Annotated in this window: 10 protein-coding genes; 7 read left to right on the top strand and 3 right to left on the bottom strand. The window is 41.1% G+C overall.

All coding sequences use genetic code 11. The annotated features are described in order from the left end of the window. Positions 1-31: 31 nt before the first annotated feature. Positions 32-724 (top strand): 4'-phosphopantetheinyl transferase superfamily protein, encoded by a 693-nt coding sequence (locus NSQ25_RS02020; RefSeq protein ID WP_214755605.1) that lies wholly within the window; start codon positions 32-34, stop codon positions 722-724. Here the strand turns inward: NSQ25_RS02020 and NSQ25_RS02015 are convergent. Continuing rightward, a complete protein-coding gene (locus NSQ25_RS02015; RefSeq protein ID WP_214755604.1) occupies positions 721-2,058 on the bottom strand; it encodes a PLP-dependent aminotransferase family protein in 1,338 nt (445 codons plus the stop codon). The two genes, NSQ25_RS02020 and NSQ25_RS02015, sit on opposite strands and share 4 nt — an antisense overlap. 136 nt (positions 2,059-2,194) lie before the next feature. Here NSQ25_RS02015 and NSQ25_RS02010 point away from each other — a divergent pair, with 136 nt between their 5' ends. The 6 genes from NSQ25_RS02010 (at position 2,195) to NSQ25_RS01985 (ending at position 6,985) form a co-directional block, all read left to right on the top strand. Continuing rightward, positions 2,195-3,103, top strand: coding sequence for a DMT family transporter (locus NSQ25_RS02010; RefSeq protein ID WP_251027263.1), 909 nt, complete (start codon positions 2,195-2,197; stop codon positions 3,101-3,103). 345 nt (positions 3,104-3,448) lie between these two features. Then, complete coding sequence (locus NSQ25_RS02005) at positions 3,449-3,748, top strand: hypothetical protein (RefSeq protein WP_024427284.1); 300 nt, start codon at positions 3,449-3,451, stop codon at positions 3,746-3,748. A gap of 64 nt (positions 3,749-3,812) precedes the next feature. After that, positions 3,813-5,237, top strand: coding sequence for a hypothetical protein (locus tag NSQ25_RS02000; protein WP_065215326.1), 1,425 nt, complete (start codon positions 3,813-3,815; stop codon positions 5,235-5,237). A gap of 8 nt (positions 5,238-5,245) precedes the next feature. Next, on the top strand, positions 5,246-5,935 hold the full coding sequence (locus tag NSQ25_RS01995; protein ID WP_065215327.1) for an ABC transporter ATP-binding protein: 690 nt from the start codon (positions 5,246-5,248) through the stop codon (positions 5,933-5,935). After that, positions 5,892-6,425 (top strand): stage II sporulation protein M, encoded by a 534-nt coding sequence (locus tag NSQ25_RS01990; protein ID WP_061110382.1) that lies wholly within the window; start codon positions 5,892-5,894, stop codon positions 6,423-6,425. Before NSQ25_RS01995 ends, NSQ25_RS01990 begins: the two co-directional genes overlap by 44 nt. A 20-nt stretch (positions 6,426-6,445) precedes the next feature. Next, positions 6,446-6,985, top strand: coding sequence for a hypothetical protein (locus NSQ25_RS01985; RefSeq protein WP_065215328.1), 540 nt, complete (start codon positions 6,446-6,448; stop codon positions 6,983-6,985). A 30-nt stretch (positions 6,986-7,015) separates the two neighbouring features. Here NSQ25_RS01985 and NSQ25_RS01980 read toward each other — a convergent pair whose 3' ends face one another. Together NSQ25_RS01980 and NSQ25_RS01975 are read right to left on the bottom strand one after the other, a co-directional pair. After that, a complete protein-coding gene (locus tag NSQ25_RS01980) occupies positions 7,016-7,756 on the bottom strand; it encodes an alpha/beta fold hydrolase (protein WP_065215329.1) in 741 nt (246 codons plus the stop codon). A 6-nt stretch (positions 7,757-7,762) separates the two neighbouring features. Beyond that, positions 7,763-15,958 carry a non-ribosomal peptide synthetase gene (locus NSQ25_RS01975; RefSeq protein ID WP_326136066.1) on the bottom strand — a complete coding sequence of 2,732 codons (8,196 nt, stop codon included), beginning with the start codon at positions 15,956-15,958 and terminating at the stop codon, positions 7,763-7,765. Positions 15,959-15,960: the final 2 nt, after the last annotated feature.

Raw genomic sequence — 15,960 nt, 5'->3', positions numbered from 1 at the left:
TACAATCAATGTAAAAAATTAGAGGTTTGTTATGAAGATATTTGCTATCCAATTACAACACTTAGATGAAATCAATGAACGACAACAAATAGATCGTCTGAAACCCTTTGTTTCAGCTGAAAAGCGTGCTGCCGCTGAACGCTTTCGTTTTTTGATCGACGCAAGAAGGACCTTGTTAGGTGAAGTGCTGGTTCGTCAAACGATCCATGATATGTACGAGCTGCCTATGGACGAGATCGTTTTTGAAACAGAGGGCAATGGCAAACCTGTCGTCCGGCAGCTTTCTTCTTTTCATTTTAATCTTTCTCACTCTGGCGATTGGGTCGTTTGCGCAGTAGATGATTCACCTGTGGGCATTGATATTGAGGAAATCAAGCCTATTGATCTGGCGATTGCCAAACGATTTTTTTCAGCGGATGAGTATCAGGATTTACTCTCACAGCCGGCAGAACGGCAGGAAGCCTATTTCTTTCATCTTTGGTCAATGAAGGAGGCCTTTATCAAGCTGACTGGAAAAGGATTATCCTATGGGCTTTCGTCCTTTACAGCCCGTCTGTCAGAGGATGGACAGGCTGCGTTAACATTACCTGATCATGAAGCGCCTTGCTTTGTTCAAACATACTCACTTGACCCTGCCTACCAAATGGCGGTATGCACACGAAAACCTGCTGCGGCTGAAAGCGTTGAGAGACTCACTTGCAGCGATGTACTGTCCCGCCTTTAATAACGCGTGCTTTGCTGAAATACCGTCTTTAATAGATCGACTCCGCGTGTGATCTGCTCTTCTTTCACCTGCCAAATGTTCAGCTGAAGAATGGGGTCCTTTTGATAGGCCGACAGGTAATAACGGTCAATTGGCTGAATGGAAACAGATGCCTTTTTCAGCTGCTGAATAACCTGGTTCATGGGAATCGACCGGTCGACACGTAAATGTGTATGGGTAGCCGGCTCCTGTTCTCCCAGCTGATAAGCGCTCTGATCATTTTTTAAACTTGCCACAAGCTGCATGGAGCGGTTTCGATAGGTCGCCCGCATCCTGTCTCTATGCCGCTCAAACATCCCGCTTTTTAAATATATTTCTAAGGCTGCCTGGGACAGCATGGAACTGTCGATATCAATCAGCCGTTTGTGTTCGCTAAAAGGCCGAATCAGTTCTTCAGGTAAGACGACCGCTCCTGTTCGCAGCCCCGGAAAAATGATTTTAGAAAAGCTTTTCAAATAAATGACCTTTCCTGCCTGATCGTACGAGTAGATCGGGTCTCTTTTTGTGTCGAATTCTAAATCTGCTATATAATCATCCTCAACAATGTAGACATCATATTTCTCAGCAAGGGCTGCAATCGCTCTTTTTTCTCGTTTTGATAAACTCGTTCCAAGCGGGTTTTGAAATCTTGGCATCGTATAGAAAAAACGAATCTCCTCTTCTCGAAAGATATGCTCTAATTCGATAAGATCGATCCCTTTTTCCGTCCGCTGAATTCCGCGCACAGGCAATTGGTTTTTCTCTAAATATTGGAGGTATAAGTGATAACCCGGCTGTTCGACTAGTATGGTTTGTTTTCCATTCGGAAAAGGAATGGTGCTTAAAATGGATAAAGCGAGCTGAATACCAGAGGTCATGACGATCTGTTCTGGATGAGCAAACACTTGATAATCCATTAATCGCTTTGAAATGACTGGCAGCAGTGATGGTAAGCCGTTGGCTGTGCCGTAAATAAATAAGTCATTTTGATATAAATCGATCGCTTGGTTGATGCAGTGTTGGAAATCGACATATGGAAACACAACGGGATCAGGTGCAGATGAAGCAAAATCAATCCATGTGCCGTCCTGCTTGCCTGCTCGCTGCTTCGTTTTCACGACATAATAACCGCTTCTTTCTACAGAATACAGCAGATGTTCACGCTCCAATGTATCCAGCGCCTTGATGACAGTGCTTTTACTCACTGCATATTGAGCCGCTAAGTGGCGAATGGATGGAATTTTCATCCCAGCACTGTACTCACCAGAATCCATTTTTTCTTTTAAGCTCAAGACAAGCTGATCATATTTCCTCACACCTTTTCCTCCTTGTACCGGTACAGATATCACGTTCTCTTATTGTACACGTTAGATGATCCGATTACGATAGAAGAACAGAACCGGTCAATTCATTTGAAGCATGCATGCTCATGTAAGGAGTCACGTTGTGAATATGTCAAAACAAAAAGCGTATGCTGCTGCGATCGCATACGCCTCTATCATTGGTTTTTCCTTTTTGTTTGTCAAAATAGCATTAGAATCAGCAAACCCAATCGATTTATTGGCACACCGCTTTACCGTTTCTTTTGCTGCCGCTCTATTGCTGTATCCGTTTCTACGAAAAAAGTATCGCATATCCATTCAATGGCGTGATCTCATTTATATCGTACCGTTTTCCTTGCTTTATCCTGTTTTGTTCTTTGCTTTTCAAGTGTGGGGATTGATGTATACATCTTCTTCAGAGGCTGGCATCATTCAAGCGACGATTCCCATTCTGACAATGCTGCTGGCAGCCTGGTTTTTAAAGGAACGTGCGACATGGATACAAGTGCTGTTTACCTTTCTTTCTGTGTGCGGGGTGATGCTTCTCTTTGTCATGAAGGGAATTGATGTCAAGCATTCTCACTTCATCGGCTATGTGCTGATTTTACTTTCAGCCCTGTCATCCAGTGCATATAGTGTGTTTGCCAGAGTGATTACAAAACGATTCCATGTGATTGAACTCACCTTTGTGATGACCTTCTTTGGCTTTGTCTTTTTCAATGCCGCCGCGCTTACCCGGCATTCGATCAATGGGTCATTGCCGGAGTTTTTCAGTCCATTTACAGAAGCATCCTTTGTATGGTCGATGCTCTTTTTAGGTATTCTTTCATCTCTTCTTACCGCATATTTATCAAACTATGCACTCTCGCAGCTTGAAGCGGCAAAGGTCAGCATCTTTAACAATTTATCCGCGTTTATCACGGTCGCCGCCGGGGTTCTCATTTTACACGAAACGATTGATTGGTATCATCTCATCGGAGGGGTGCTGGTCATTGGCGGGGTGATTGGCGGGAATGTGGTGAAGAAACAGCATTCATAAGTAAAAGCGGCCTCTATAAAGAGGGCCGCTTTTCTTATGTCTTATTAATTGTTGATTGTCTTGTATAAGCATCTTTTTTCGTCCAAATTAAATATCATATTTAATATAATAAGTGATTTCACCTTGTATTTCATAGCTAGTTACTCAAGTAATGTCATTATCAATATAAAAAATACGATTTAGGAGCTATTAATTCTCGAGTAATTTTACTACCCTTTCTCATCCCATCAAAATACTACTAAACCTTTCGTTACAGAGAAATAAAATACAGTATAAAAAACCCATTTATTAAATATCCTTTTTTTGTATAATATGGGCATATAAGCAAGGGAGGGGGTGTTCATTATGGAATTGAGTTTAAAAAATAGATTTTTTGCAATTGTAGGCTTGAGTCTTATTTTCACTCTAACTCTAACAACTATGATTTTATTGACTCTTGAACCAGTTACACCTTTTGCAAATCTAGTAGCAAACTATCCTCAAATACCTGGCTGGGCTATAACTTCTGTTAGTGCAATTCTAAATGCAGCAGGTACAGTGGGTGCTGTTGCTGCTGTCTTAGGTACTTTTGGACTTGGTGCTATTGCTTCATTGGTCATTAGTTATGCTAGAAAATACGGAGTGAAATACGCTATTTCTTTCTAAAAAAGATTTAATAGAGAAGGTGTAACAGCCTTCTCTATACACCTTTAAAATGGAAGTGTTGTAAATGCATAAATATTTAACATATACAAAAATCTTGTTAATCAATGATTTAAGAAGACATCATCGGAAAGATGCTCTCATTTTTGTATTTTTTGCTTTTTTATACATAATAACACCACTATTACTAGGTATATTAACTCCTTTTTTCTTTAAGGATTTATCAATAATTTATTTATCGCTGTTTATATTTATGTTTACAGTTAATATTGATAAGAGTTTGATGAGAATACTTTTCTCCTCTGATAAAAAACAGATGGCTATTTTAAAAGTTCATCTAGATCAATATATTTTCGGCAAAGATATGAGTAAGTTTTTCAGCACTATTGTGGGTGTATTATTCTTCATTTTAGGGTCTTACTTAGCAAATTTAATTATAAATGGGTACGAGGGAGCTTTTACAATAGCAGCTCTGGCCGCCACTTCTTTTATTTTTGGTTACTTACTTAGATTACACGTCTTGTTGCTACTTTCTAATCCAAAGTTTTTCTCAATTTCATCGAGCATTGGTTATATAACTACAGGCCTCATTGCTCTATGGGTATTCACTGTATTTAGATTCAATTTATTAACAAATTCTTTATCTAGTTATTCAATATATTTTATTTTAATCTTCACATTCATTAGTTTATTGTTATTGATGAATTGGAAGAGAAATGTTCGTAATGTACCAATTTTTAATTCCCAAAAAGAATTAAAAGAAAAACGAAAAAGAACATCTAGAGAGTTTAATCATATTTTGTTTTATGAAATTACACTTCTCATGAGAAATCCTCCTATTCAATGGTCAGTATTATTATTTATATTAACAATATCTGGGGGGTTATTTGGTCTCATTCTTTATGGTGTTAATACAAATCAACTTGAAACATTGAATATAGAAAATGATTTTTTATTTATTTTTAGTGTGATTTTTCCAATGATTATTATATCGAACGCAATACAACCATATGTCTCTTTTGATATTGATGGCCCCATTCTTCCTTTAAAACAGAATCTACCTAACTTAGTGAAAAATAAAATTAAAAATAAGATTATTTTATCTATTATATTACACTTGTTTTTTTGTATTTTATATATCATTTTTTCAAGCTTTGTATTAAAACTAGATCAGCCTTTTTACGTGATGATTACTTTAATAAACACTTGCATTCTCGTCGGTATTTGTACTGTCGGTTCTACTGTTGTATTTCCTTATTTTAATTGGGAATTTGTTTATCAAGTTCCAAGTTCTCTTAGTAAATTGACTTTAAATATTTGTTATGGTTTCATTCTAGCTTTATCAGTGATTTCCTCATACAGCACAGTATATTTCATTTTAACAAATTCTGTTATGGCTGCTTGTTCATTCATCATTTTATTTTTAATGATTAAATTTTGGGATAGAACAATCAATAAAAACTACAAATCATTTAAAACATTATTTGAGTGAGGGATTGTATGTTATCAATTCATGGTCTAATTAAAGAATACAAAGAGTCTAACTTTAAAGTTATGATCCCTGAGATGCATTTCCAAGAGGGTAGAATAATCGGACTATTAGGTAAAAATGGTGCTGGAAAAACGACTATTTTAGAAATGGTAGCTGGATTAATAAATCCTGATGAAGGTCAAATATTAATAAATCATAAAAAGCAAAATTTTTCTTCTGTCGGATATATGGAAGACGATCCAACTCTATTTGAAAACTTAACCTGTTTTGAACTTGTAAAATATCAATCTATGCTTGTAGAAGAACCTTTAGAAAATGGACAAATCAAGGATTTATTGAGCAAATATGGATTAGAAGAGCAAATTCACCGCCGTTCCTCTGCTCTTTCAAGAGGCATGAGACAAAGAATGTCTTTTATTTTAACAATATTACATCATCCAAACATTATTTTATTAGATGAGCCATTTACAGGTCTTGATCCTACAAACATGGCTGACATGAAAAAACATTTAAGAAATTTCAGAGATGCCAACAAAATCATTTTGCTCTCCACACATATCATTCAATTTGCTGCAGACTTATGTGATGAAATCCTTTTTATTGATAATGGTAGTATTATTCACTCAGAAAAAAAATCTTCAGGAGTGACTTTTCATGAAGATCAACTCGAAAAGAAATTTTTTGAAAAATTATCTTAAAAATTTTTCAGTTTTTATCATACTATTTTTAGGAGGTTTTAGTTTAAGTATTTTTGCTTCAACATTTATAGATAGTATAGATTTTAAAAACAACATTGAGATTCATAGCTATCTAGAAATTTTTTTAAATAACCTTTTTGTGTCACTCCTAATATTAATATCTGGAATAGTTAGTTTAGGTTTGTTATCTAGCATGATTATTTTTCTAAATGGTTTTTTCCTAGGTGCATTTTTTATATCGTATACCTATATATATGGAATTGATATAGCATTATACTATATTATTTTCCACGCTCCGATGGAGATTGTCGGTTTGTTCCTTTTTTATTTTGTCTCTTTTGATATATCAAGACAGATTATAGGATATATCATATCTAAAAACAAAATTTCATTTAAAACAAAAGGGAAAATCTATGCTAGTCAGCTTATAACCGGCGTTTTCTTATTATTTATTGCTTCGATGATTGAATTTTATTTTATAAAAATTTGATATTGTTAAAGGGTGCTATTATGAAAAAACACATTTTATTAGTATGTATGCTTTCTGGTATAATAGCTTTCATCCTTTCTATAATAAAAATGGATGAAATAAACAAAAACCTACTGGAACTACAACTTGATGGGAATCAAGATGTAATTGAAGTTAGTAAGTGGATAGGTATTTCACTTGCTGTGATTGGAGAAATATTCAAGCCAATGGTTGAGGTTTTATTTTTTTCATTAGTCATTTTTTTAAGTTTTATCATTTTCGGAATAAAAGATTCCTATAAAAATATTTTTAAAAAAGGGATATTAGCTTACTATTACATTTTGCTAGGCAACTTGATTGTTATTATTTTATACCTACTAAAAGTATCTAATGCTGAACGAACGATTACACTTCCATTATTATGGAACATCAATATTTTCGTCATAGTATCATTTAGTGTGTGGTGCTATTCTTACGTAAAAAATCAAGAAAATAGAAGCTATAAATTTTTCATTCCTTTCGTTTTATTATTCTTATTTTCATTAGCCATATCAGCGTTTTCAAGTATGATTCCTCAGTAAAAAACGACCCTATTGATGGGTCGTTTTTTCTTAATTGTTGATCAATTGCTGCTTGGCTGTAAGCTCAATGACATGTCTCATCTCTTCTGCAAATTGCTCAAGGTGTGTGTTGATATACATGTGGCCTCCATCGAAATTAGTGCGCTCGATGGTTTTTGCCCATTTTAGCCAGCCGCTTGCATCCTGCATGCATTTCTCATCTTGCTTCCCATTGAATAAATAAACAGGTGTGTCGATGATCGATTGATCTGTGTGCTGGAAGGTTTCCAGTGCCCGGTAGTCTGCACGTAAGGACGGTGTAAAGTAATCCATCATTGGTTTGTTCTCTAGTAATTCCTTTGGAATCCCGCCCATTTCGGCAATATGCTGTACAAATGCTTCGTTGGATAAATGCGTCAGCATCTGCCGTTTTGTTTGCGGGGGCTGAATGGCTGAGATCACCACTGCTGCAGGATAAATTCCTTCCTTTTCTAGCAGCTGGGTTAGTCTGTATACCACAAGCCCACCCATTGAATGTCCGAACAGAATAAATGGGCGGTTCAATTTGTTCGTGAGTCCTTCTTTGTACAGCTCTGCCAGCCGGTCAATGCTTGATTCAAGCGGCATGAGATTGGTGCCGTGCCCTGGGGGCTCTGCTGCTGTGATTTCGGCCACGTCTTTTAGCTGTTCAAAGAGCGGACGGTATGAGGCGGAATATCCGCCGGCAAAAGGAAAACAAATAAGCTGAATGAGATCTGATTTTTTTTCAAAGGTTTTCAATAACTGATTCATACGTCTTTACCCCTTTATAATCGTTTGAAGAATCCGTGCCAGTTCATCTGCCTGCGGTCTTTTCATCATGGTGACATGGTCGCCTTTGATGTGGTAATACGAGCACGACTCTTTCGTATAAGCCTCCCAGTCTGCGAACTTCTTCTGGAAATCGCTTGCGTGATCACTGCTTTGGACAATATAAAATGGCACAGGGAATGGTTCTTTTTCTAATTCAATGGCTTGTGACATGATCGTATTATGCGTTTGCATTTGCAAATATTTATCTAAATATTGATCATTCATGAATTGATGAACAACTTCATCCTTTTCTGCCTCTTTGAGAATTTTCTGCTTCACTTCTTGGAAGGTCAATCCTTGTAAAGCTTCTGGCTGAATGCCGACCAGATTCCCCATTCCAAGGACAAGCGCGAGCATTTTCACTTCTTCTTCGTTCATATCGGCATGAAGTGCCTGATCTGCCTCATCTCTTAGCACTGGCACCGTATCTAAAATGATGAGCCCTTTCGGTGCTTTCCCTGCATGGCAGAGCCGCTGATTCATTCCGTAGGCAAGATGCCCGCCCATTGAATGCCCTGCGAGATAGTCAATGCCCGGACGGTAGAACGTCTCAATAGCTTCAATAAAAAGGGTCACAAGCTCCGTATAATGGAGGAATTGCGGCTCTTCATCCTCATATAGGCCAGGAGACTGCAAGGCGTACACAGCGCCTTGATGTGTCATGAGCTTAGCAACATCAATATAGCCCATCACCGTTCCACCAGCAGGCGGTGCAAAGAATATTCTCGGTTCGGCTGGATCGCCTTTTTTCAGCTCGATCACGTAGTCCTTCGGAGACCTTTCGACGTTCTCAGCGGCTTCTGGCACTGCGTCCAAATGTGCGGCTAATTGCGCAGGCGCCGGGTGCATGAAAATCCATTTTGGATCAACACGAACACCTTTTTCTTTTAATTTGGCCACAGCCTGAATACTCATAATGGAATCGCCGCCCAGATCAAAGAAGGAATCATGCATACCCACTTGCTTCACACCAAGCACTTCCTTGAAAGCGGCGACAATCCGCTCCTCCGTTTCGGTGACAGGTTTGTCGTCATCATGGGAAAGGGACATTGTTTCTGTTGGCTCTGGCAATGCTTTTTGATCAACCTTCCCGTTCGTTGTCACCGGCATTTCATCCAGTACGACAAAGTAACTTGGAATCATATAGCCTGGCAGGCTTTCCTGCAAAAAGGCTTTCCAGCCCGGAACAGGGTTTTCTCCGTTTGTTACAAGGTAGGCCGCCAGCCGTTTTGAGCTGCCATACGTTTTGGCGATGACTGTACATTCTTTGATTTGTGGATGCTTGAGCAGGGCTGTCTCAATTTCTCCGCATTCAATACGGTAGCCTCTAATTTTCACCAGGTGATCCTTTCGGCCGAGATATTCAATGGTGCCATCTGACCGCCATGTACCAAGGTCGCCTGAACGATACAGCTTGTCTCCCTTTAGTTCAGGAAAAGGATTGTCAATAAACCGCTCCTTTGTCTGCTTTGGATCATGAAGGTAGCCTTTAGCAAGGCCGGTTCCGCCGATATAAATTTCTCCTTTGACGCCTGCTGGTACTGGATTGAGCGCTTCGTCCAGTATGACAACAGTTGAGTTCGACACCGGCACACCAATTGGAACTGATTTTGCGCCTGCTGGCACGTGTGTGACTTGATGTGTTGTGGCTAATGTCGTGTTTTCTGTTGGACCGTAAGCATTGACAAGCACACCTTCCATATGCGGCAGTGCCTTTCGTGCATGCTCACTAGACATGGCTTCCCCGCCAACGAGTAATGTGCGGTAGCCTGCCACACTTTTTGGATCGTGCTCCACCAGTCGATTAAATAAAGCGGTTGGCAGACAGTTGGCTGTCACTTGATACGTTTTGATGAATTGCGTTAATTCTTCCATATTCAGTGCTGCATATTTTGGGAGCAGAATCAGCTGACCGCCATTCAGCAGCATTCCCCATAATTCAAATGTAAAGGCATCAAAAGCATAGTTTGAGAGCTGTAGCATTTTGTCATCTGGACCGAGCTTGATATAGTTTGTTTCTCTAACCAAGCGGACAACTCCTGCATGAGGGAGCATCACGCCTTTTGGTGTACCTGTTGAGCCTGATGTGTAGTTGACATAGGCTATCTGGTCTTCACCTATGATGGATGCTTCTCTTTGATACACTGCATTTGTTTCTGGTATTGGCTTGTCCATGTCAATCTTTGTACCTGTAAAGTCTACTAGACGATCTGCAAGATGAGACTGAGTGATGATCACATCGCTTTGCGTATCACGAACGATGAGACGGATGCGTGCATCAGGATATTCAGGTGACATCGGAACATATGCAGCACCAGATTTGATGATTCCTAGTACCGACACAATCATGTCAAAGGAGCGATCAAATAGCATCGGTACAAGGGATCCTGGTCCAATTCCTTTTGACTGCAAGTAAGCAGCAAGCTTTGTCGCCTTCTTATCCAAGGCTTCATACGTCATGTGTTCATCCATATAGGACAAGGCAATACGATAAGGATCACGCTTCACCTGTTCTTCAAACAATTCTTGAAGCGTCCGCTTTGGATATGGCGTATCTGTTTGATTTTTTCCTAGAATCATGGCCGCCTGTTCTACTTTGTCCATTAAGCAATAATCAGCAAATGTTCGCTCAGGCTGTGCCGTCATGCCATCTAGCACATGGAGATAATAGTTCATATAACGATGAATGGTCTCTTGATCAAATAAATCCGTATTGTATTCCACATGAATCGACAGCTGCTCTTCCTGTTCAAATATATGAAGGGTGAGATCAAATTTAGATACTGTATGATGGACCATCACATGTTCACTTGTCAGCCCTTTAAGGTTTACATCGAGCGAATCGGTGACATACCCCATAGCCGCCTGAAAAATAGGTGACCGGCTTAAATCTCGATCTAACGAAAGGTCATCGACAAGCTTGTCAAATGGATAATGCTGATGTTCAAAGGCTTTTAACGTCATCTCTTTCACGTTTTCCAAGAGATCAGCGAACGTCTCTGCTGTTGAGACGTCCTGTCTCAGCGCAAGTGTATTCACAAACATCCCAACAAGCTTCTCTGATTGCTTGGCATCCCGGCCCGCGATAGGCGATCCAATGATGATATCCGTCTGTCCGGACAGCTTGTGAAGCAGGACGTAGTACGCGGACAGCATCGTCATGAACAAGGTCGTGCCCTGCTTTTTGGACAAAGCCTGCAAGCGTCGGATAAGCGGTTCATCCAGTACAATTTGCTCTGTAGCACCGTTAAATGTTTGAACCGGCGGACGAGGACGGTCAAACGGCAGCTCCAGCACTGGAAGTTCACCTTGTAACGTATTGAGCCAATAGGTTTGGTCTTTTTGATGATGCTTTAATTGTTCATTCTCCCAATGTACATAGTCTGTCCATTCGATTTCTAAGGCTGGGAGCTGCGGCGTTTCATCTGCAAGCAGTGCGTCATATGCCACTTCTAATTCCTGAATGAGCAGGCTGAGTGACCATGCATCTGAAATGATGTGGTGCTGCGCGCAAAGGAGATAATACTCCTCCTTGCCCATATCTACTATCGTCCACTGCGCAAGAGGCCCTCTTTCTAAATCATAGACACGTTCTGCCTCTTGCTGAATGAGCTGCTTGAGTCTTCTCGCTCTTGTTTTTTCATTAAATAACGAGAAATTTGCCACTGTCACAGATGGCGGAAGGTCTTCACGAATGAGTTGAACCGGCTTGCCGCCAAGTGATTTAAATACTGCCCGAAGTGCTTCATGCCGTTTTGTTAAAAGACCAATCGCTTTTGTTAATGCTTGAATGTGTAATGGTCCTGTCAGCTTCCAAGCACCTAATATATTGTAATGATGGCTCTTTTCTAATGTGGATAAGAACCAAATACGCTTCTGGGCATGAGACAATTCATAGCTTGTTTGCTTTTCAAGCTTTGGAATTTCAGCCTCCTGAACGGCTGGCGCCCCTTTGATGTCATCAACCATTTGCGCCAGATGTGCCAGATGTTTGCTTTCAAATAATATTTTTAAAGGCGCCTTCATTGAAAATTCATGATTGATCCGGGAAATGGTTTGAGTCGCTTTTAGTGAATGTCCGCCAAGGTCGAAGAATTGATCCTCTTTGTACACGCGATCTACATCTAAAATGTCCTGCCATATGGCGGCAAGAACCTGCTCTGTCTTCGTTTCTGGTAATTGCTTTTCAAGACTTTGTCCATTTTTGTGATGATTCAGTTTGAGGGCTTCATGATCAATAAAGCCATCTTGTTTTTTCGGTATTTCCTGTACTTGCTGAATGTCCCATTTGCCTGCTGCGGCGCTCGTGATCTCTTCAACATGCACTTCTTTGCCAGGCTGAACGGTGTAAAAAAGCTTTTTCTCAAAGACCGGTATTGGAGCTGGCTGAAGATACCCGGCGATGTCTGGGTTTGCTCCGTCCAGACCAATAAATAGATGCGCTTCATTGAGCCGGACACCTAAACATAATGAATGGAGACCTTGTTTCTTTCCAATCAATTGAAATCCCTTGCGAACGGTGAGAGCTGCTCCGGTATGCCCCTTAGACAAACCGAGATTATCCCACATACTGAAGTTCAAGGAGATTGCTCGTCTTCCTTCTTGAAAGGTGAGAGCGTGCGCGAGTCCATCTAAAAAGCTGTTGGCCGCAGAGTATGCCCCAAATGTTGTGCCGCCAAAAAAGCCATTGACCGATCCAAAAAAGACAAACGGTACTGTCGGATCATACTTAAAGGCTTCCTGCAGGACCCATGCCCCGTCTGCTTTCCCTGACATTTCTTTTGTGAAATCCTCTTCTGACGTATGAGCCAGTGTATACTTGTCCGCCTGCTGAAAATGCTCAGACACATTACCAGCACCGGCCAAATGCAGCACACCCCGGATCGATTGTCCAAAATGCTTTTCTGCTTCATAAATCGCTTGTTCAACGTCACATAAGTTGGTCACATCCGCTTGGATATAAATGACGTCACCAACATCTTTTAGCTGTGAGAAGGCTTCTTTCTTTTCCAAGCTGTCTTCCAGAGATGTCCGTCCAATCAATACGAGCTTTGAGCCAAATTGGAGCATCTGCTTAGAAAGCTCAAACCCAATTCCGCCAAGTCCTCCAGTCAATAAATAAAGACCTTCATATTCTAAAAATCCTTCTGTTTGAGGCGCTTCAATCATATTGACTTTTTCCAGCTTTGGTACAAATCTGTCCCCATTTCGGTAAGAAACCTCTGCTTTTATATGAATCGCAGACAATTCTTCCGCAATATGCTTGGCATCCTGTTCTACCTTCTCCGCTTCAATATCAAGATGAGACACCTCTGCTCCTTCCCATTCTTGCGGAATGGTTTTTAGTAGACCGACAAGCGGCGTTTTCTCCACATGAAGATCGTCTCCAGGCTTCACAAATTGACCGCCTTTTGTCACAACGACAAGACGGATGGGCTCTTTATTTGCTTGTCTCAATGCTTGATACAAGTACAAAATGGATTGACCCGTGCTGGCATGCAGCTCTTTGAACTGCGCAGGATCCACGATGTCTTCTTTGTCTGACACATTCCACAGATGGAGCATGCGCCCGGTCTTTAGTTCATCTGCTTCAAGTGCGGCAACGAGCCTGACGTAATCCCCCTTGATTCTCGGATTTATCTGGTACATCCCTTTGGACAGACGCAAAAATTCATGCCCTTTTCTCACAGAAATATATGGCTGTTTCTTTTGCTCAAATTGTGCGTAAAGCGATTGATAAAGTCCTTTTTCATCCTCGAAAACGAGAACATGGTCAGCAAAAGGCTGAGTTGGACCGATATGCTCCTTAGCCCAAATGCGTTTGAAAAACCAGTCTGGGAGTGTTTGTTCATTTTCAGAAGCAAGATCCAGTGCCTGTTCAATGTCACGGAATGCTCCATCTTTTAGTGCTGCGCCTAACTGGGCACGCTGGATTTTCCCACTCTCCGTTTTTGGAAATTGGTCTTTTTTCACCGGAATGATGTGATCGGGCTCTATTCCGATTTTTCGAATGATGGCCTCTCTCATCTGTTGAATTATCGTGATTTGTTCCTCTATTGAATCCCTTTGTGAGACAAAAAAGACGGCAAGCGTGTCATTGCTTGATTCGGGATTATAAATGCCGTACGCAGCGGCAAAGGTGACTTCAACCCCGTCCACCTCTTCAACAACCGCTTCAATTTCGTAATTCAAATAGTTAGCGCCGTTGATAACAATGATGTCTTTTTCTCGACCTGTCAGAACGAGACGCCCTTCATGAATAAAACCTAAATCCCCTGTGTGAAACCAGCCGTTTTCCGCAAAAACTTCTTGATTGGCTTCTTCATTTTGATAGTAGCCCATCATAATTGTTGGACTCTTCACTTGCAAGCGCCCAACCTGATCTTCTGGCAGCACCTCGTGATGCTCATCTACAATTCGAATCCATACAGAAGGAATCGGCGTGCCGACTTCTGTAAACGTCATCTTGTTCGGATGATCGTGCGTCACATATTCGATCTCACTTGTTAACGAGGTCTGATCGATCGTCAGCTGTCCATCCTGTTCACTGTTCCGCATAAATTTCTTTGACTGAACAATGGCTGAGGATGTTTCTGACATGCCGTAAGCAGGTACCATCGCATGACGGCTTAATCCGTGCTGACTCATGATATGCATGAAGCGCTGCGTGACTTTCGGAACAACCGCTTCGGCTGCATTCATGATATAAGTCAGAGTAGACAGGTCCCAGCACCCCTTACGAATGTCGTCCTCATATTCATTCATCATGGCAAAAGCAAAGTTTGGTGCCCATGTTCTTGTGACACTGTAGGTTTCTACCCAATCCAGCCACACCATCGGCCGCTCGATAAATTGATCGATGGATGGACTAATCTGCTGGCAGCCAAGGTAGACGTCATGTACATGAAACATGACAATTCCACCAACATGATCAAGCGGCATCCAGTTAAGCGACACATCCTCATGTGTAAAGCCGTTTACCTGCTCAAAAGCAATAATTCTAGATAAAATGCTTTGATGATGATGACGGATACACTTTGGAACACCCGTACTTCCTGAAGACAGGAGCTGCAGCACAGGCTCATCCGGCTCCGGCTCATAATGCTGTTCATCTGGTTCATACGCCAGCAATGCTTCAATTGTTAAGATAGGCATGATCTTTGCTTCAAATGTCTCGCGCAGCCCAGCAATGTCCTCAGCACTTGCTTCATTCGTAATAATGAAAGGTTCATTTTGCAGCTGAAACACGCCCTTCAGCTTATTCACACCTTGATTCATTTCATCATAAACAGGAGGCACAGAGACCGGGGTCGGAATGATTCCTCCGAGAATACAGCCCCAGAATACCGTGATAAAATCTTGATGATCTTTCAATTGAAGTAACACTTGATCACCGTTTGTCAGTCCTGCTGCCCTTAAACCGCACAGAACCCGTTCAGCGCTTGTTAGTAATTCAGGATAGGTTTGGGTCAACGTACGCCCGTCTTCTTTCATATAGGTCACCCCGCGGTCTGGTGACATAAAGGCTGATCGAATCAGCACCTCTGTCAGTGTGACAGGTGTGCCTGGTTTTTTGATCACATCTCCGCCATACACAAGTGCGGGCGGCTTCTCATGGACAGATGATGGTTTTGTTTCGCTCGCTTCACTTTTCGAAAGCGGTACATTCCCTTGGGTACGCTGTCGATCAGGAAACAGATCATCTAAGTGATAGGGCGTTCGTTTTTCTGGCTGACTTTCAATGAAAGCAGCCGCTTCCTCTACACCATCTATAGCTTTGGTGCGCTCTTCTATCTTTCTTAATTCCTCTTGATCTATGATTTCAATTGAAAGCAGTGCCTCTTTGTCGACTGCTCCACTTTCTGTCTTTGGCAAAGAAGGTAATAAGACGAGAGCGGCTGGCACTTCATGAGGATGAAGCGGACCTTTCATCAGATCCTCTCTTGTCAGCGAAGGGTCCTTCGCCTGTGCAAATAGCACAAGCGATAGACTGCCTTCTTGATTTTTCTTCGGAATGATTGCACATTCCTTAAGCGGAAAATGAAGCATCATGACTTGCTCTAATGCTTTGAGATCCATTCGTTTTCCGTTGATTCTGACGATATGATTTGCTGCATGTCCTTTTCGTCTACTTACTAACATCG

Source organism: Bacillus sp. FSL R5-0512, assembly GCF_038593295.1.
Lineage (GTDB): Bacteria > Bacillota > Bacilli > Bacillales > Bacillaceae > Bacillus > Bacillus safensis.
The sequence above is the reverse complement of the archived record's forward strand: the minus strand, read 5'-3'. Positions and strand labels throughout refer to the sequence as shown.